Annotated in this window: 16 protein-coding genes; 10 read left to right on the plus strand and 6 right to left on the minus strand. The window is 75.3% G+C overall.

The genetic code is table 11. From position 1 onward, the window contains the following. Positions 1–7 precede the first annotated feature (7 nt). Positions 8–271: a hypothetical protein gene (locus ACI79F_RS16495; RefSeq protein WP_456545298.1), complete on the plus strand. Its 264-nt coding sequence runs from the start codon at positions 8–10 to the stop codon at positions 269–271. 72 nt (positions 272–343) lie between these two features. Here ACI79F_RS16495 and rpsD read toward each other — a convergent pair whose 3' ends face one another. Continuing rightward, positions 344–946 carry a 30S ribosomal protein S4 gene (gene rpsD / locus ACI79F_RS16500; protein WP_456545299.1) on the minus strand — a complete coding sequence of 201 codons (603 nt, stop codon included), beginning with the start codon at positions 944–946 and terminating at the stop codon, positions 344–346. Between the two features lie 58 nt (positions 947–1,004). Between rpsD and ACI79F_RS16505 the strand changes: the two genes are divergently transcribed. The 3 genes from ACI79F_RS16505 to ACI79F_RS16515 all read left to right on the plus strand — a co-directional run bounded on the left by ACI79F_RS16505 (position 1,005) and on the right by ACI79F_RS16515 (position 3,985). Next, the gene (locus ACI79F_RS16505) at positions 1,005–1,763 is read left to right on the plus strand and encodes a DUF2470 domain-containing protein (RefSeq protein WP_456545300.1); all 759 of its coding nucleotides are present in this window, start codon (positions 1,005–1,007) and stop codon (positions 1,761–1,763) included. A gap of 71 nt (positions 1,764–1,834) precedes the next feature. After that, positions 1,835–2,917 carry a PP2C family protein-serine/threonine phosphatase gene (locus ACI79F_RS16510; protein WP_456545301.1) on the plus strand — a complete coding sequence of 361 codons (1,083 nt, stop codon included), beginning with the start codon at positions 1,835–1,837 and terminating at the stop codon, positions 2,915–2,917. A 6-nt stretch (positions 2,918–2,923) separates the two neighbouring features. Next, a complete protein-coding gene (locus ACI79F_RS16515) occupies positions 2,924–3,985 on the plus strand; it encodes a PP2C family protein-serine/threonine phosphatase (RefSeq protein ID WP_456545302.1) in 1,062 nt (353 codons plus the stop codon). On the opposite strand, the gene ACI79F_RS16520 is transcribed toward ACI79F_RS16515, so the two are convergent. Further along, positions 3,982–5,433 (minus strand): DUF1116 domain-containing protein, encoded by a 1,452-nt coding sequence (locus ACI79F_RS16520; RefSeq protein WP_456545303.1) that lies wholly within the window; start codon positions 5,431–5,433, stop codon positions 3,982–3,984. The two genes, ACI79F_RS16515 and ACI79F_RS16520, sit on opposite strands and share 4 nt — an antisense overlap. Further along, on the minus strand, positions 5,430–6,914 hold the full coding sequence (locus ACI79F_RS16525; protein WP_456545304.1) for an FdrA family protein: 1,485 nt from the start codon (positions 6,912–6,914) through the stop codon (positions 5,430–5,432). Before ACI79F_RS16525 ends, ACI79F_RS16520 begins: the two co-directional genes overlap by 4 nt. Before the next feature lie 174 nt (positions 6,915–7,088). On the opposite strand from ACI79F_RS16525, the gene ACI79F_RS16530 reads away from it, so the two are divergent. The 6 genes from ACI79F_RS16530 (at position 7,089) to ACI79F_RS16555 (ending at position 13,962) form a co-directional block, all read left to right on the plus strand. Next, a complete protein-coding gene (locus ACI79F_RS16530; protein ID WP_456545305.1) occupies positions 7,089–8,573 on the plus strand; it encodes a uracil-xanthine permease family protein in 1,485 nt (494 codons plus the stop codon). Next, the gene (locus ACI79F_RS16535; protein WP_456545306.1) at positions 8,570–9,451 is read left to right on the plus strand and encodes an FAD binding domain-containing protein; all 882 of its coding nucleotides are present in this window, start codon (positions 8,570–8,572) and stop codon (positions 9,449–9,451) included. Before ACI79F_RS16530 ends, ACI79F_RS16535 begins: the two co-directional genes overlap by 4 nt. A 77-nt stretch (positions 9,452–9,528) precedes the next feature. Then, on the plus strand, positions 9,529–10,077 hold the full coding sequence (locus ACI79F_RS16540) for a (2Fe-2S)-binding protein (protein WP_456545307.1): 549 nt from the start codon (positions 9,529–9,531) through the stop codon (positions 10,075–10,077). Continuing rightward, positions 10,074–12,491, plus strand: a complete 2,418-nt coding sequence (cutA, locus tag ACI79F_RS16545) for an aerobic carbon-monoxide dehydrogenase large subunit (protein WP_456545308.1) — start codon at positions 10,074–10,076, stop codon at positions 12,489–12,491. Before ACI79F_RS16540 ends, cutA begins: the two co-directional genes overlap by 4 nt. Next, positions 12,488–13,189, plus strand: a complete 702-nt coding sequence (locus ACI79F_RS16550) for an SRPBCC family protein (protein WP_456545309.1) — start codon at positions 12,488–12,490, stop codon at positions 13,187–13,189. The genes cutA and ACI79F_RS16550 overlap by 4 nt, the downstream gene beginning before the upstream one ends. Beyond that, complete coding sequence (locus tag ACI79F_RS16555) at positions 13,186–13,962, plus strand: SDR family NAD(P)-dependent oxidoreductase (protein ID WP_456545310.1); 777 nt, start codon at positions 13,186–13,188, stop codon at positions 13,960–13,962. The genes ACI79F_RS16550 and ACI79F_RS16555 overlap by 4 nt, the downstream gene beginning before the upstream one ends. Before the next feature lie 253 nt (positions 13,963–14,215). Here the strand turns inward: ACI79F_RS16555 and ACI79F_RS16560 are convergent, their stop codons facing one another. The 3 genes from ACI79F_RS16560 to ACI79F_RS16570 all read right to left on the minus strand — a co-directional run bounded on the left by ACI79F_RS16560 (position 14,216) and on the right by ACI79F_RS16570 (position 17,379). Next, on the minus strand, positions 14,216–14,977 hold the full coding sequence (locus ACI79F_RS16560; protein ID WP_456545311.1) for a DUF4386 family protein: 762 nt from the start codon (positions 14,975–14,977) through the stop codon (positions 14,216–14,218). A 126-nt stretch (positions 14,978–15,103) separates the two neighbouring features. Then, entirely contained in the window at positions 15,104–16,234 is a 1,131-nt protein-coding gene (locus ACI79F_RS16565; protein ID WP_456545312.1) for a serine hydrolase domain-containing protein, read from the minus strand. A 68-nt stretch (positions 16,235–16,302) separates the two neighbouring features. Further along, on the minus strand, positions 16,303–17,379 hold the full coding sequence (locus tag ACI79F_RS16570) for an alkene reductase (protein WP_456545313.1): 1,077 nt from the start codon (positions 17,377–17,379) through the stop codon (positions 16,303–16,305). Positions 17,380–17,399 lie beyond the last annotated feature (20 nt).

Raw genomic sequence — 17,399 nt, forward strand, 5'->3', positions numbered from 1 at the left:
AGAACCCGTGTCCCAGACCGACGAGCGCCGCCTCCCTGCCTCACTCGTGGAGGCGGCGGTGACCCTGGACGTGCGGGAGGAGGTGGTCGACGTCCTCCTGGAGAAGATCGAGAACGACCGCTTCCCGTCGGCGACGATGATGGACGACGTCGAGCGGCTGCTGCCGCCGTGGCGCCGTCAGGAGTACGCCGAGATCCTGCTCGACAAGATCCGCGCGGACCGGTTCCCCAGCCGGTCGCTGATCCAGCGGGTGGTGCGGCTCTCCGGCTGACACCCGGATCGCCGAGCGGAGTCGCTCGAGCGCGGTTCCCGCGCTCGAGCGACTCCGCACGTGCGGGGACGGTCAGCGGGAGTAGTACTCCACGACGAGCTGCTCCTCGCAGACCACCGGGACCTCCTCGCGGGCCGGCGTCCGCTCGACCCGGCAGACGAGGTCGGCCAGCCGGACCTCGAGGTAGGCCGGTGCGGTGGCGTGCGCCCCGGAGGCGGCCACCTGGAACGGCTCCCTGGTGCGGGAGCGCTCGGCGATGGAGACGAAGTCCCCGGGCCTGAGCCGGTACGACGGCCGGTCCACCCGCCGTCCGTTGACCAGCACGTGCTGGTGGCTGACGAACTGGCGCGCCTGGTAGATGGTGCGGGCGAAGCCGGCCCGCAGCACGGTGGCGTCCAGCCGCGACTCGAGGTCCTGGATCAGCGCCTCGCCGGTCTTGCCGCCGCTGCGCCTCGCCCGGTCGAAGGCCCGCCGCAGCTGCGTCTCGCTGACGTCGTACTGCGCGCGCAGCCGCTGCTTCTCCAGCAGCCGCGTCGAGTAGTCGCTCTGCTGCTTGCGCTTGCGGCCGTGCTCGCCCGGCGGGTACGGCCGGCGCTCGACGTACTGGACGGCCTTGGGGGTGAGCGGCAGCCCGAGCCGGCGGCTCAGCCGGATCTTGGGGCGAGGTGTGTTCACGGGACCTCCGGTTTGGTTAGGCTCACCTTACTACCGGACGAGAGTCGCGAGGGAAGCCATGACCGCACGTCGACCGACCCGCACTCCCCGGCGGGGCGCCGACGCCCCCGGCGCCGCGGAGCGGGCCCGCACGGTGGCCACCTGCGCCGCGGCCTGGGTGCACACGCTCGGCGAGGGGACGGCGCCGCTGCTGGCCGCGACGACCACCGCGGCCGGCGACGTGCTGCTCGTGGTGCCGCGGTCCGGCGGACTGGCGGCCGCCGTCCGCCGGTCCCCGCTGGGTGACCTGCCGGCCCGGCTCACCGTCACCCGCCGCTCCCCGCTGCCGCTGCGCGACCCGTTGCGCGGCCGGCTGGAGCTGGTGGGCTGGCTGACGCCGGTCGCGCCGGCCGAGGAGCCGGCCCTGGTGCTGGACTTCGCCGAGGCCTGCCCGGCCGACGTGCTGCTCGACGTGGGCCTGACCGCGACCCTGCTCCGCCTCGAGGTGGCCGAGGTGCTGCTGGAGGAGGGCGGCAGCTGCACCGCGATCGACCCCGAGGAGTTCGCCGGCGCCCGGCCCGACCCGCTGGCCGCCGACGAGGTCGAGCTGTTCGGCGAGCACGCGGGGGCGCTGGCCGAGCTGTGCGCCCGGGTGCGGCTGTGGGCCGGGGAGGACGACGGCGTGCACCTGCTGGGCGTGGACCGGTTCGGCGTGCTGTTCCGGGTCGAGTGCCCCGCCTCCCACTACGACCTGCGCGTGCCCTTCCCGGCCGCCGTCGCCGACCGGCCGGCCTTCGCCGCGGCGCTCGCCGAGCTGCTCACCTGCGCCCGCGGCTGACCCAGGAGGCCACTACCCTCGCCGTCGACACGCGCGCCGTCCGGCCGCAGGTGGTCGGACGGGGGACGTCGGTGAGCGACCGGAGCACCGTCCGGCACCACGCCCTGCCGCTCGCGGCGCTGACCTTGGTCGCCGCGACGGACCTCGTGCTCGGTCGCGAGCAGGTGCTCATCAGCCTGGTGGCGATCGCGCCGATGATCGCCGCGACGGTGCTCGGCCGCCGGGCCACGGCGGTCTACGCGGTGCTCGCCGTGATCACCGCGGCGATGCTCGGGATCTACGACCAGCAGTACACCGAGGCCACCCTGACCGCCCAGATCGCCCGCATCGTCGGGGTGGCCGTCGGCGGGGTGGCCGCGGTCGCCGCGTGCAGCCTCCGCCAGCGGCGGGAGGCGCAGGCGCGGCAGGCCGCCGCCTCCCGGGCCGCCGACCGCGCGGTCCTCGACCTCGCCGAGACGCTGCAGCGCAGCCTGCTCACCGACCCCCCGCCGCTGGCCCGGGTGGCCACCGCCGTCCGGTACCGGCCGGCCACCCGCGGCGCGCACGTGGGCGGCGACTGGTACGACGCCTTCGCCGTCCCCGACGGGACGACGCTGCTGGTCATCGGTGACGTCGCCGGTCACGACGCGGTCGCCGCGGCGACGATGGCCCAGGCGCGCGGCATGCTGCGCGGCCTGGCGCAGTCCGTGGTGGGGTCGCCGGCCGCCGTCCTCTCGGCCCTGGACCGCGCGCTGCACGACCTCGGCATCGGCGCCCTGGTGACGGTCACCGTCGCGGTCCTCGACGAACGACCGGCCGGCGGTGTGCGGCTGCGCTGGTCGAACGCCGGCCACCCGCCGCCGGTGCTGGTGACCGCCGACGGCGCCGCCACCCTGCTCGAGCGCCCGGCCGAGCGGCTGCTGGGGCTGGACCCGGGCAGCCCACGAGTCGACCACGGCCTGGTCCTCGCCACCGGGGACACGCTGCTGCTCTACACCGACGGCCTGGTCGAGCGCCGCGGCGAGCCGCTGGACGCCAGCCTGGACGCGCTCGTCGGTCAGCTGCGCGGGTCGGCGGACCGCCCCCTGGAGCGGATCTGCGACGACCTCGTGGCCGGCCTCGGGACCGCCGCCGAGGACGACGTCGCGCTGCTCGCCGTCCGGGTGAGGGGCTGACCCGGCATGAGCAGGATCGCGGCGCACGCCGTGCCGGTCGCGGTGCTGGCCGCGGTGGTGGCAGCGGACCTGCTGCTCGACCCCGACCAGGGGATCGTCGGCCTGGTCGTGGTCGCGCCGGTCGTGGCGGCGACCCTGCTCGGCCGGCGGGCCACCGCGGCCCACGGAGTGCTCGCCGTCGCGACCGCGGCGCTGCTCGGCGCCGTCGACGGGCACCTCGGCGGCCCGGCCCTGGCCACCCTGGTGGTCGGGGTCGCGGTCGGGAGCGGGGCGGCCCTCGCCGCGTGCGTCCGCCACGAGCGGCGCGAGCGCGAGGTCGGGCGGCTGGAGGCGGAACGGGCCGCCGGCCGCGCCGTCCAGCACCTCTCCGAGACGCTGCAGCGCAGCCTGCTCACCGAACCGCCGCAGCTGGCCTGGCTGTCGACGGCCACGCGGTACCGGCCGGCCACCGCGGGCGCGCACGTCGGCGGGGACTGGTACGACGCCTTCGCCGTCCCGGACGGGACGACGCTGCTGGTCATCGCCGACGTCACGGGGCACGACGCGGTCGCCGCGGCCACGATGGCGCAGGTGCGCGGCGTGCTCCGCGGCCTGGCCCAGTCGGTGGTGGGCTCACCGGCCGCCGTCCTCGCCGCCCTGGACCGCGCCCTGGACGACCTCGGCGTCGGCACGCTGGTGAGCATGGTCGTCGCCTCGCTGGACCCGCGCCCGGCCGGCGGCGCGCGGCTGAGCTGGACCAACGCCGGCCACCCGCCCCCGGCGCTGGTCGGCGCGGGGGGCGACGTCGTCCTCCTCGACCGCCCGGTCGACCCCCCGCTGGGGCTGCTGCCGGGCCGCGCCCGGGTCGACCACGAGCTGCTGCTCGCGCCCGGCGACACCCTGGTGCTCTACACCGACGGGCTGGTGGAGAGCCGGACGGCGGCGCGCGACGCCGGCCTGGTCGTGCTGGTCGACTCGCTGCGGGGCGCCGCGGACCGGTCGCCGGACGAGGTCTGCGACGGCGTCCTGACGCGGCTGGGCCGCCGCGCCGAGGACGACGTCGCGCTGCTGGTCGCCCGGATCCGCTAGGGGTTCCGGGACTCGGCGGCGAGCGCGGCCAGCGCCTGCTCGAAGCACTCCCGCGGCGGCTGCACCAGCCCGGCGCCGACCTGGCCGGTGCCGGCGACGCGCCCGGCCATGCCGGTGTTGATCTGCGGCAGCCACCCGGTCCGTGCCACCGAGACGACGTCGATGCCGGTCGGGGACCCGCGGAAGCCGAGGATCGGGATGGCCATCGCCGGGTTCTCGGCCAGGGTCACCTGGTACATCCGCTCGGTGGTGGCCAGCGCATCGGGCACGGTGCCGCCGACGAACCGGACGATCGCCGGCGCCGCGGCCATGGAGAACCCGCCGACGCCGTAGGTCTCCATGATCGCGGAGTCGCCGATGTCGGGGTTGGCGTCGTCGGGGCCGTAGTCGCCGAGGAACAGCCCGACCGGCGTCTGCGCGGGCCCGGTGAACCAGCGGTCGCCGGTGCCGGCGGTCTGGATGCCGAACTCGGTGCCGTTGCGGGCCATGACGGTGACCATCGTCGAGCCGGGCACGCCGCGGGCGGCGTCCATGGCCAGCTTCGCCGTCGGCATGCCGAGGTTGAGGAAGAAGTGCTCGTTGCCGCCGATGAACCGCAGGACGGCGGCCAGGTCACCGGAGGCGCGGCCGGACGACTCCCCCGACCCCACGATCGCCGGGGAGAGCTCGCGCAGGGCCATCAGCGAGCCGGCGCGGTTGCGGTTGTGCCCCTCGTCGCCCATCTGCAGCATCTGCGCGAGCACGGCCTTGACGTCGAGCGGGTCGGTCATCGACCGGACGGCGTCGGCCAGCACCGGCCCGAGGACGTCGCGCATCCACGCCAGCCGGGTCAGCACCTCCTCGTTGAAGGCGCCCATCCGCAGCACCTTGCCCAGGCCCTCGTTGAGGTTGCAGTACGCCTTCCCGCCCTGCACCGGGTCCTCCAGGCACCACATCCACATCGACGGGCTGGTGATGCCGGCCATCGGGCCGACGGCGGAGTGGTGGTGGCAGGGGTCGAGGGTGATCTCGCCGGCGGCCAGGACCCGCTCGGCCTCCTCCACGGTGGACGCCCAGCCCTCGAACAGGCAGGCGCCGATGAGGCCGCCGCGCAGTGGGCCGCTCGCGTCGGCCCACGCGATGGGCGGGCCGGCGTGCAGGATCGTCCGGTCGGGCAGGCCGAGCACCTCGCGCGCGGGGCGGACGTCGGTGAGCACCGAGCCCGCGGCGAGCACCCGCTCGACCGCGGTCCGGTTGGCCGCCGCGCGGCGGGGATCGAGGGCGAGCCGGGCGAGGTCGGCGGGGTCGCCGAAGCCGGGCGGTCGCCAGTCGACGTCGTGCACCTCGGCGCCCTGGGCGCGCAGCGAGGCGGAGAAGACGTCGACGCCGGCGGCCACCACGGTGGGCGGTCCGGCGAGCAGGTCCCCGAGGCTGCTCCGCCCGATGACAGAGCTCGCGAGCTCGCTCATGCTGCGGCTCCGATCAGGTCGAGGGCGAACCGGGTGGCCTGCGCGTTGGAGGCGAACACGTGCGCGCCGGCCGCGGCGAGGGCGTCGGCCTGCCGGCTCCAGCCCTGCGGGTCGGCCTCGGTGCCGACCAGGGCGACGACCACCGGCAGCGGCCCGGCCCGCCGGGCGGCCGTCAGCGCCGGCACCAGCGCGTACGCGGGGTCGGGGTCGGCGCCGTGCCCGAGGACGACGTCGAGCAGCAGGACGGCGGGCTCGCGGCGGGCGGCGAGGTTGCTGATCGCCTCCAGCCGCAGCGTCGGGTCGATCATCGGGTGCGCCCGGCCGACGGTCAGCGCGTCGTCGCCGAAGTCGATCACCACGTGCCCGCGGGCGGACAGCTCCGTCCCGAGGTCGAGCTCCGGGCGCAGCGGGGTGTTGGAGCGGACGTCGCCGAGCACGGGGGCGGCCAGCAGCATCGCCTCGTCGGCGAGCGTGCCGCCGGAGTAGAAGCCCTTGAGGACGGCGCCGGCCGGCGCGGCCTCCGCCGCCCCCGGCCGCGAGGGCCACGCCGGCACCGCGACGCCCAGGTCGCCGAGCAGCGCCTCGACGGCCGCGGTGAGGTCGGGCGTCTCCGGGCTCAGCGCCGCCGGGCGGACCGGCACCGAGAGGCCCTCGGCGGCCTCGGCGACGCGGGCGGCGACGGACGGCGCCGGCGGCTTGGAGACCAGCAGCACCCGCTCGGTGGCCGGGTCGGCGTCCAGCGCGGTGAGCGCGTCGAGGGTGGCGAGCCCGCCGACGGCCTCGGACAGGTCCCGGCCGCCGACGCCGAGCACGTGCGAGACGCCGACGCCGGCCATGTCGAGCAGGCAGGAGACCTGCTGGGCGCCGGTGCCGCTGGCCGCGACCAGGCCCACCGGCCCGCGGCGGACGACGTTGGCGAAGCCCAGCGCCAGCCCGGAGACGATCGCCGTCCCGCAGTCGGGGCCCATGACCAGGACGCCGGCGTCGTGCGCGGCGCGCTTGAGGGCGACCTCGTGCTCGACCGGGACGCCGTCGGAGAAGACCAGCACGCTCTGCCCGGCGGCGATCGCGTCGGCGGCCTCGGCGACCGCGTAGGGGCCGGGCACGCTGACGATCGCCAGCGCGGCCCCCTCGGCCGGCAGCGCGTCGAGCCCGGCGCCGATCGTGCGGGCGGGGACGGCCTCGGCCGACCCGGTGCAGCGCTGGCGCTCGCCGAGGGCGGCCTCCACGGCGGCGACCGCGGCGGCGAGCACCTCCTCGTCGGCCGCCTCGATGCCGATGAGCAGCTGCTCGGGGGTGGCCGGCTCCTCGGGGGCCAGGCCCATGCCGGCGGCCAGCTCGAGGTTCAGCGGGGTGGCCATGGCGACGAGCACCGCGGAGACGCCGTCGCGGGCGCCGACGTCCCGGCTGACCTGCATCAGGCGGACCGAGTCGGCGTACACGCCGCTGCGCAGCACCACGTGCCGGGCGGGGGAGGTCACGGTCGGGAACGCTACCGCCGGAACTACCTCAGCGGTGAGACATCTCGGTAATAACGATTTAGCGATGAGCTACTTCCGCTGGTCCCGGGCTGGGTGTCAGATGAACCCTCCCGGGCGGCCCGAGGGGCCGGCCTGCGGGTCCGATCGGATCGAGAGAGTCGAGGAGGCCGTTCCATGGCGTTCGGCTGGAAGCTCTACGGAGACGGCAAGACCCCACCGCTGGGCGAGGCCGTCGCGCCCGACGAACGGCTCTCGTGGCCGCGGACCGTCGGCATCGGCGCCCAGCACGTGGTGGCGATGTTCGGGGCGACGTTCGTCTTCCCGATCATCATGGGGCTGGACGCGAACCTCGCGATCATGATGAGCGGCGTCGCGACGATCATCTTCCTGCTGATCGTGCGGAACCGGGTGCCCAGCTACCTGGGCACCAGCGCCGCCTTCGTCGGCGGCGTCGCGGCGATCCGCCTGAACGGCGGCGACTCCTCCGACGTGGTCGGGGCCATCCTCGTCGCGGGGGTCGTCCTCGCCCTGGTCGGCGTGCTCATCCACTTCGCCGGCCTCGGCACGATCAACAAGGTGCTGCCGCCGGCGGTCACCGGCGCCGTGGTCATGCTGATCGGCTTCAACCTCGCACCGGTCGCCGCGTCGACGTACTGGCCGCAGGACCAGTGGGTCGCCCTGGCCACGATGACCTTCGTCATCGTGGCGTCGCTGGCGCTGCGCGGCTTCCTCGCCCGCATCGCCATCCTGCTGGGTCTGGTGTTCGGCTACCTGCTCTCCGTGCTGCTGGACGCCACGGCCGGCCAGATCACCTCGTTCGACCCGACGACCCCCGACGGCTCGGAGACCACCCGGGACCGGATCAACTTCGACGCGGTGGGCGACGCCGACTGGATCGGCCTGCCCGACCTCACCGCGCCGTCGTTCTCGCTGAAGTTCAGCCTGCTGGTGCTGCCGGCGGTCATCGCCCTGGTCGCCGAGAACGTCGGCCACGTCAAGGCGGTCGCCGAGATGACCAAGCGCGACCTCGACCCGGTGATGGGCCGCGCCGTGGCGGCCGACGGCATCGCCACCGTCGTCGCCTCGTCGGTGGGCGGCTCGCCCACCACCACCTACGCCGAGAACATCGGCGTCATGGCCGCCACCCGCGTCTACTCGACCGCGGCGTACTACGTGGCGGCGATCGTGGCGATCCTGCTCGGCCTGTGCCCGAAGTTCGGCGCGCTGATCAACATCGTCCCGGGCGGGGTGCTCGGCGGGATCACCGTCGTCCTCTACGGGATGATCGGCCTGCTCGGCGCCAAGATCTGGAAGGAGAACCGGGTCGACTTCGCCAACCCGATCAACCTGGTGCCCCTGGCCGCCGGGATCATCATCGGCATCGGCAACGTGACGCTCCAGTTCTCCGACGACTACTCGCTGACCGGGATCGCCCTCGGCTCGATCGTCGCCGTCGTGGCCTGGCACCTGGCCCGGGCGCTGGCTCCGGCCGACATGCGGGCGGCGCTGCTGCGCGAGGGGACGCACCCGGCGGCGGGGTCGACGCTCGGTCACGGCCCCGACCAGCTGGGCGGGTCCGACCCGTCGTCGCTCGACGAGCTCGAGGGGCAGCGCACGGGCGTCCGGCGCGACCGTGGAGAGGGCACGCTCAACCGGTGAAGCCCGCCCCCTTCCGCTACGCCGACCCCGGCTCCCTCGACGAGGCGCTCGCCGTCCTCGCCGAGGAGGGCGAGGGCGCCAAGGTGCTCGCCGGCGGCCAGTCGCTGATCCCGCTGCTGTCGATGCGGCTGGCGGCCCCGGCCACGCTGGTGGACATCAACCGGGTGCCCGGTCTCGACACCGTCGAGGCCACCGGGGACGGCGTGCGGGTGGGGGCCCTGGTCCGGCACCGCACCCTGCTGCACGACGCCGCCGCCGCCCGGGTCCAGCCGCTGCTGGCCCGGGCGACGGCGAACGTCGCGCACCCGGCGATCCGCAACCGCGGGACGACGGTGGGCTCGATCGCGCACGCCGACCCCTCCGGCGAGATGACCTCGGTGCTGGCGCTGACCGGCGGGTCGGTGACGGTCGCGACGCCGGCCGGCCGCGAGACGGTCGGCTGGCGGGACCTGTTCGTCGGGCCGCTGGAGACCTCGGTGCACGGGCCGGCGGTCGTCGTCGACGCGTTCTTCCCGGCGCTGCCGGCCCGCTCGGGGACGGCGTTCGCTGAGGTCGCCCGGCGCAAGGGGGACTACGCGGTCTGCGGGGCGGGCGTCGTCGTCACCCTGGACGCCGACCGCCGGGTCGAGTCGGCGACGGCGTCCTACCTGTCCGTCGGCCTGGTGCCCGAGGTGCACGACCTGACCCAGGCGGTGCACGGGCAGCCCGCCGACGCCGCCGACTGGGCCGCCGCCGGCGCGCTGGCCCGCACCCTCGTGGAGCCGGACGGCGACCTGCACGCGACCGCGGACTACCGGCGGCTGCTCGTGGGCGTGCTGACGGAGCGGACACTGGCCGAGGCCGCCGCCGAAGCCCTCGCGAGGGTGACGCCCGGGTGAGCATCGCAGCGAGCGCCGGCGAGCGAGGAGCGCCGGCGAGGTCGGAACCGAGCCGTGAGCACCGAGAGGACCGCCGCATGACGTCCGTGGACACCGAGCGCTCGATCACCGTGACGGTCAACGGTGTTCCACGTGAAGCGACGGTGCCGGTCCGCCGGCTGCTGTCCGACGCGCTGCGCCACGACCTGGGGCTGACCGGCACGCACGTCGGCTGCGAGCACGGGGTGTGCGGGGCGTGCACGGTGCTGGTCGACGGGGCGCCGGTGCGGTCGTGCCTGGTGTTCGCCGTCCAGGTGGACGGGGCCTCGGTGACCACCGTCGAGGGGCTGGCCCGCGAGGACCACCGGGGCGGGCAGGTGCTGCACCCGGTCCAGGAGGCGTTCCGCGAGTGCCACGCCCTGCAGTGCGGGTTCTGCACGCCGGGCTTCCTCGTGACGATCGCGGCGGGGCTCGAGGCGCGGGACGACTCGGCGGAGATCACCGAGGAGGAGGTCGACGAGCTGATCGGCGGCAACCTCTGCCGGTGCACCGGCTACGCGAACATCCGCAAGGCCGTCCGGCACGCCGCGGCGGCGATGGCCCCCGAGCACAGCGGCCACTTCGGCGGCGGGGACGGCGCCTGGTGACCACCAAGCTGTTCGGCGAGCCGGTCCGCCGCCGGGAGGACGCCCGGCTGATCGTCGGCCGGGGCCGCTACCTGGACGACATCGGCTCGCACGCGCTGGCCGCCGCCTTCGTGCGCAGCCCGCACGCGCACGCCCGGATCACCGGCGTCGACGTCGAGGCCGCCCTGGACGTCGAGGGCCTGGTCGCGATCTACACCTACGAGGACCTCACCGGCCCGATGGCCGAGCCGCTGCCCGTCCTCATCCCGCACCCGCAGCTGCACGCGCCGCGCACCGGCCACCCGCTGGCCGACGGCGAGGTCAACCACGTCGGCGAGCCGGTGGTCATGGTCGTGGCGACCGACCGGTACGTCGCCGAGGACGCCGCCGAGCGCATCGTCGTCACCTACGAGGAGCTGCCCGTCGTCGTCGGCGTGGACGCCGCCCGCGAGGCCGCGACCGCCGTGCACGAGGAGATCCCCGACAACGTCGCCGCGCGCCATCACCAGGAGACCGGCGACGTCGAGGCGGCACTGGCCGGCAGCCCGCGCACGCTGAGCTTCACCCAGTACATCGAGCGCAGCGCGTGCATGCCGTTGGAGGGCAAGGGGGTGCACGCCCGCTGGGACCCGGCCGACCGCAGCCTGCGCGTGTACTCGAGCACGCAGGCGTCGACGTCGGTGCGGGCGGCGATCGCGGCGAAGCTCGAGCTGTCGCTGGACGCCGTCGAGGTCATCGCGCCCGACGTCGGCGGCGGCTTCGGCGTGAAGATCGTGCACCCGTGGCCGGAGGAGCTGCTGGTGCCGATGGCCGCGATCCGGCTCGGCCGGGAGGTGAAGTGGGCCGAGGACCGCCGGGAGCACTTCATCGGCAGCGCCCACGAGCGGCAGCAGCGGCAGGAGATCACCGTCGGGTTCGACGACGACGGCCGGATCACCGCGCTCGACGTCCACGCCTGGCACGACAACGGCGCGTACACGCCCTACGGGATCATCGTGCCGATCGTGACCGCGACCCAGCTGGTCGGGCCGTACGCGATCCCCGTGTACCGGGTGGTCGTGGAGAGCGTCTACACGAACACCGTCATCGTCACGCCGTACCGCGGCGCCGGCCGGCCGCAGGGCTGCTTCGCGATGGAGCGGACGATGGACCGCATCGCCGACGAGCTCGGCCTGGACCGGGCCGAGGTGCGGCGGCGCAACCTCATCCAGCCCGACCAGTTCCCCTACGACCACCACCTGACGTTCCAGGACGGCCGGCCGGTCATCTACGACTCCGGCGACTACCCGGGGCTGCTGGACAAGCTGACCGCGCTGGTCGGCTGGGACGCGATGGAGGAGCGCCGGCGCGACGCCGAGTCCCGCGGCAAGCTGCTCGGCGCCGGCATGGCGCTGTACGTCGAGGGCACCGGCCCCGGCCCCTACGAGGGCGGGCACGTGCAGGTGCTGGGCAGCGGCAAGGTGCTGGTGTCGACCGGGCTCACCTCGCAGGGCCAGGGGCACCAGACGGTGTTCGCGCAGATCGTCGCCTCCGAGCTGGGGGTGCCGATCGAGGACGTCGAGGTGACCACCGGCGACACCCGGCGGTTCGGCTACGCGGTCGGCACGTTCGCCTCGCGCGCCGCGGTGATGAGCGGCAACGCGATCGCGCTGGCCGCCCGCGGGGTGCGGGCGAAGGCGCTGCGGATCGCCGCGGAGGTGCTGGAGGCCGACCCCGACGACCTGGAGATCGTGGACGGCGTGGTCGGCGTGAAGGGGACCCCCGGCGCCTCGGTGCCGCTGCGCACGGTCGCCGTCCTGTCCAACCCGCTGCGGTACGCCTTCGACGAGGCGGCCAAGCAGGCGACGCAGTTCGCGCGGGCCGGCTCGGACGACCGGCCACCGGTCGCCGAGGGGGACGCGCCGGGGCTGGAGCACCGCGACTACTACTCGCCGATCCGGTCGACGTTCGCCTCCGGCGCGCACGCCGCGGTGGTGGAGATCGACCCCGCCACCTGGGAGATCGACGTCGTCTCGTACGCGGTCGTGCACGACTGCGGCAACGTGGTGAACCCGATGATCGTCGAGGGCCAGGTGCACGGCGGGGTCGCGCAGGGCGTGGCCGGCGCGCTGTACGAGCGGATGGCCTACGACGCCGACGGGCAGCTGCAGAACGCCTCGTTCATGGACTTCCTGATGCCCTACGCGTCGGAGGTGCCCGAGGTGGCGATCGACCACCAGCAGACGCCGTCGCCGCTGAACCCGCTGGGCATCAAGGGCGCCGGCGAGGCCGGCGTCATCCCCGGGACGGCGGCGATCGCCTCGGCGATCGAGGACGCGACGGGACGGCGGATCGCGGCGATGCCCATCTCGCCGAGCGAGCTGTACGACGTGATGCGGTCCCCTTCGGCGGAACGGACGGCGGCCGCGGGCCGCAGGACGGGAGTGGGTGCGTGAACCTCGACGGCTCGGCAGTGCTGCACGGGACGCCGGAGCAGGTGTGGGCGGTCATCACCGACCCGGCGGTGCTGGCGCGGACGATCCCGGGCTGCGAGTCGCTGGAGCGGGTCGGGGACGACGAGTACCGGATGAACGTCTCGGTGGGCGTCGGCGCGATCCGCGGGACCTACGCCGGCGAGGTGCGGCTGTCCGACCAGCAGCGGCCGACGTCCTACGTCATGCACGCCTCGGGCGCCGGCGCGCCGGGGAACGCACGGGCCAAGGTGCTGATCTCCCTCGCCGGGGACGGCGACGGTGGCACGACGACGCTCACCTACTCGGCGGACGCCGTGGTCGGCGGGCCGGTCGCCGGCGTCGGGCAGCGGATGATCACCGGCGTCGCCAAGCGGATGGCCGGCCAGTTCTTCTCCGCGATCGACGCCGAGCTGACCTCGCCGGCGGCCGCGGCGCCGGCCATCCCGGAGCCGCGGGCGACCTCGGCCGCGGTGAGCTCGACGACGGCGCCGGCGCCCGAGGCCGCTCCCGCGGGAACGCCGTCCCCGGCGCCGCAGGTCTTCACCGGCCGCGCCGCCGCGCCCGCCGCGGCCGGCGCGACGCTGGACCTCCGCTCGTTCCTCGTCGGCGCCGCCTCGGGCGGGTTCTTCACCGCCGTCGGCGTCGCGCTCGGCTGGCTCCTCGGCCGCAGGCGCCCGTGAGCGACCGCCCCACCGCACTGGTCACCGGGGCGAGCTCCGGCATCGGTCTCGCCTTCGCCGAGCGGCTCGCCGCCGACGGGTACGACCTCGTGCTGGTCGCCCGCGACCGCGAGCGCCTGGAGGCCCTCGCCGCCCGGCTGCGGGCGGAGCGCGGTGCGGGGGCCGAGGTGCTCGTCGCCGACCTGTCCGACCGCGACCAGCGCCGCCGGGTCGAGGACCGGCTGAGCGGCGGCGCGCCGGTCGACCTGCTGGTCAACAACGCCGGCTACGCGACGCCCGGCGAGTTCGTCGACACCCCGCCCGACGTCCTCACCGCGAACCTCGAGGTCAACGTCGGCGCCGTCCTGGCCCTGACCCGGGCGGCGCTGCCCGGCATGCAGCGGCGCGGCAGCGGCGCGATCGTCAACGTCTCCAGCGTCGCCGGCTTCCTCCCCGGCCGCGGCTCGGTCTACGGCGCCGGCAAGGCCTACGTCACCACGCTGTCGCAGAGCCTGGCGCTGTCCGCCGCCGAGCACGGCGTCCGGGTCATGGCCCTGTGCCCCGGCTTCACGAGGACCGAGTTCCACCAGCGGATCGGCCAGGAGCGTTCCGGCCCCGCGTGGCTCTGGATGGACGCCGACCGGGTGGTGGACGACGCCCTGTCCGACCTGCGGCGCGGGCGGGTGCTCTCCATCCCGGGCGCGGTCTACAAGGGCATCTACGCGGCCAGCCGCGTCGTGCCGCCGAGCCTGGTGCGCCGGCTCGCCGCGCGGTCCGCCCGCGGCCGGGGCTGACCGCACCGGGCGGGGGTCGAGCCGCGCCGCCTGCCGTCGCGCCGGGGCACGGCGCGGCTCGAGGGGCGCCGGCGCGGGTGGAGCCGCCCCCCCAACGGGGCGGGACGTCCCTGCCTGACGCAGGTCCGGGCCCCGGACCCGGGAGGCCCGTGGCCGGCCGGGCGGCGTCGTCCCTGTCCAGGCCATGACGCCCCACCGAACGGCCGACCACGGGTCAGTGCCGCCCGTCGTACTCGCGGGTGGAGCCGGACGCCTACCCGGCGGCCGCCTCGTGCCGGTGGCCGGCCGGGCGGCCGGCCCGCATCAGCAGCACGATGCTCGCGGCCAGGACCCACAGCAGCATGAGGATGAAGGCGGCGAACGCGGCGAAGAAGACGCCGCCGTCGTCCACGTCCTCCTGGAAGACCCCGGCCAGGCTGACGATCAGCAGCACCGAGACCACGGCCGCCCACCAGCCGAGCCACTGCGGCAGCGTGCGGGTGGCGACGACGGCGGCGGTGATCCCGAGGAACAGCGCGGCGGCCGCGGGGATCCCCACGGTGCCGACCCAGTCGTTCAGCACCGCCAGCGTCGTGAAGACGGCCGGCTCGTCGCCCACCTCGGCGGTCCCGGTGACGAGGGCGAGGTAGAGCCCCTCCGAGACCATGATCGTCGCGGTGAACACCGCGCCGGCGATGGCGACCAGCCCGCTCCACATCCCGCCGCGCCCCTCCGCCCGGCGCAGCCTGCTCCACAGGCCGGCCAGGAAGACCAGGAAGGCGACGTCGGCGAGGAAGCCGAGCAGCAGCGACCACTGGTGCCCGGTCCGGTCCGCGGCGATGTCCGCCGCGATCGCCGCACCGCCGTCGTCCGCGGTGGGGACCTCCGGCGTGAAGAAGCTCGCCACGACCAGGACGACGAACGCCAGCCCCGCGACCGCGGCGACCAGGTCCCACGTGTGGTCCCTCGGCGGCGCCTCGTACCGGCGCTCCACCTCGGCGGTGCCGCCCGCGGGGGTCTCACTCATGCGGTCCATGACCCATCCCTCCGTCCGTCAGGACCAGCGCGCCGGGTCCTCCGGCGGGCCGAGTGTGGACCCGGACGGAGGGGACGGCGGCGGTTCGTGCGCGGGACGGGACGAAGGGCCCCGGTGGGCGCGGCCTCAGAGCGCGGCGTAGACCGCCTCGACGTAGGCGCGGCTGCGGTCGGAGCCGAGGACGCCCGGCGCCATCCGGTTCATGACGTAGCTGATCGTCAGCCGGCGGTCGAGGTCCATCACGACCAGCGAGCCGCCCCAGCCGCCCCAGAAGAACGTCCGGCCGGCGGGCACGTAGGGCACGACCGGCGAGCCGAGGCAGAAGCCGATGCCGAACCGGAACGGCGCGCCGAGCACCAGGTCGACGCCGTCGGACTGCTGCTCGAAGACGAGGTCGATCGTCTCCGGCGACAGCAGCCGCACGCCGCCGGCGGTGCCGCCCAGCGACATCACCCGCATCACGTCGAGGACGCCGCGCGCGTTCGAGTGCCCGTTGAGCGCGCCCAGGTCGGCCCGCCGCCACTCCGGCGAGTTCGCCGCCTTCACCGAGCCCCGGGGGCCCACGGACGTCTTGTAGCCCGGCGACTCGGGGTCCACCGCGGCCGGGTCGTCGTCCTCCGGCGGCGGCGCGACGACCGGGGCGATCCGGTCCCAGTCGGCCTCGCGGGCGCCGATCTGGAAGTCCGCGCCCAGCGGGCCGGCGATCTCGTCGGCGACGAACCGCTTGAAGGTGGTGTTGGTGATCCGCCGGATCAGCTCGCCGACCAGGAAGCCCTGGTTCTTGGAGTGGTAGCCCGAGGCCGTGCCGGGCTCCCACCACGGCCGCTGCGCGGCCAGCCGCTCGGTCGCCGAGGGCCAGTCGTACATGTCCCGGATCGAGAAGGGCCGCTCCCAGCCGGAGACCCCCGAGGTGTGCGACATGACGTGCCGGACCTCGATGTCCTTCTTGCCGTGGGCGCCGAACTCCGGCCAGTAGGAGCACACCGGCGCGTGCACGTCGAGGTCGCCGCGGTCGACCAGGACCAGCGCGGCGAGGTTGAGCACGCACTTGGTCGTCGACCAGACGTTGACGATCGTGTCCCGCCTCCAAGGCGTCGTCCGGGCCTCGTCGCGGTACCCGCCCCACAGGTCGACGACGGTCTCGCCGTCCAGGTCCACGGCGACCGACGCGCCCAGCTCGTCGCCCTCCAGCTGCCGTGCCAGCGCCTCCCGCACCCCGGAGAAGCGCTCGTCGCACGTGCCCTGCACCTCGGCCACCCGACCTCCTCGTCGTCCCGCACCGGCCCGCCCGATCAGACCACGGGCCGGGCCGGTGCGGCGACGCGTCAGCCCGCCTGGAGCGTCGGGTAGTCGGTGTAGCCCTCCGCGCCGCTGGCGTAGTACAGGTGCGGCCGCTGGTCGTTCTCCGGGTGCTGCCCGGCCCAGCGCTCGACCAGGTCGGGGTTGGCGATGACCGCCCGGCCGACGGCGACGACGTCGGCGTGGGCGCGGTCGATCAGCGCCACCGCCTCCTCGCGCGTGGTGATCGAGCCGAAGCCGCTGTTGGCCATCAGCGGGCCGTCGAAGCGCCGGCGCAGCTCCTGCACCAGGTCGCCGGCCGGCTCGCGGTGCAGCACCGACAGGTAGGCCAGGCCCAGCGGGCGCAGCCGGTCCAGCAGGTACCCGTAGGTGGCCAGGACGTCGTCCCGGTCGGGCTCGAGCGCGTCCTGGATGCCGTGCTCGGGCGAGATCCGCAGGCCCACCCGGCCGGCACCGATCGCCTCGGCGACGGCGGTGACCACCTCGACGACGAACCGGGCGCGGTTCGCCGGCGAGCCGCCGTACTCGTCGTCGCGCCGGTTGGCCGCCGGGGAGAGGAACTCGTGCAGCAGGTAGCCGTTGGCGCCGTGCAGCTCGACGCCGTCCAGGCCGGCCTCGATCGCGCGGCGGGAGGCGTCGACGAAGGTCTGCACCCGCGCGCGCACCTCGTCGGTGGTCAGCGCGTGCGGCACCGGGTAGGGGTGCTTGCCGGTGGCGGTGCGCGCCTCGCCGTCGATCGCGATCGCGCTCGGCGCCTCGACCCGGCGGCCGCCGTTGATGTCGGCGTGGGTGACCCGGCCGCCGTGCATGACCTGCAGGACGATGCGGCCGCCGCGGGCGTGCACGGCGTCGGCGACCCGGCGCCAGCCCGCGACCTGCTCGTCGGTGACGATGCCGGGCTGGCCGACGAACGCCTGCGACTCGTGCACGGGGTAGGTCCCCTCGGTCACGATCAGCCCGACGCCGGCGCGCTGCGCGTAGTGCTCGACGACCAGGTCGCCGGGGACGCCGGAGGAGCCGGAGCGCATCCGGGTCAGCGGGGCCATCGCCACGCGGTTGGCCAGTTCGAGGTCGCCGAGGGTCACGGGGGAGAAGAGGTCCACGCTGGTTGCGACAGCCAACG

The sequence above is a fragment of the Blastococcus sp. SYSU D00868 genome (genome assembly GCF_054050575.1).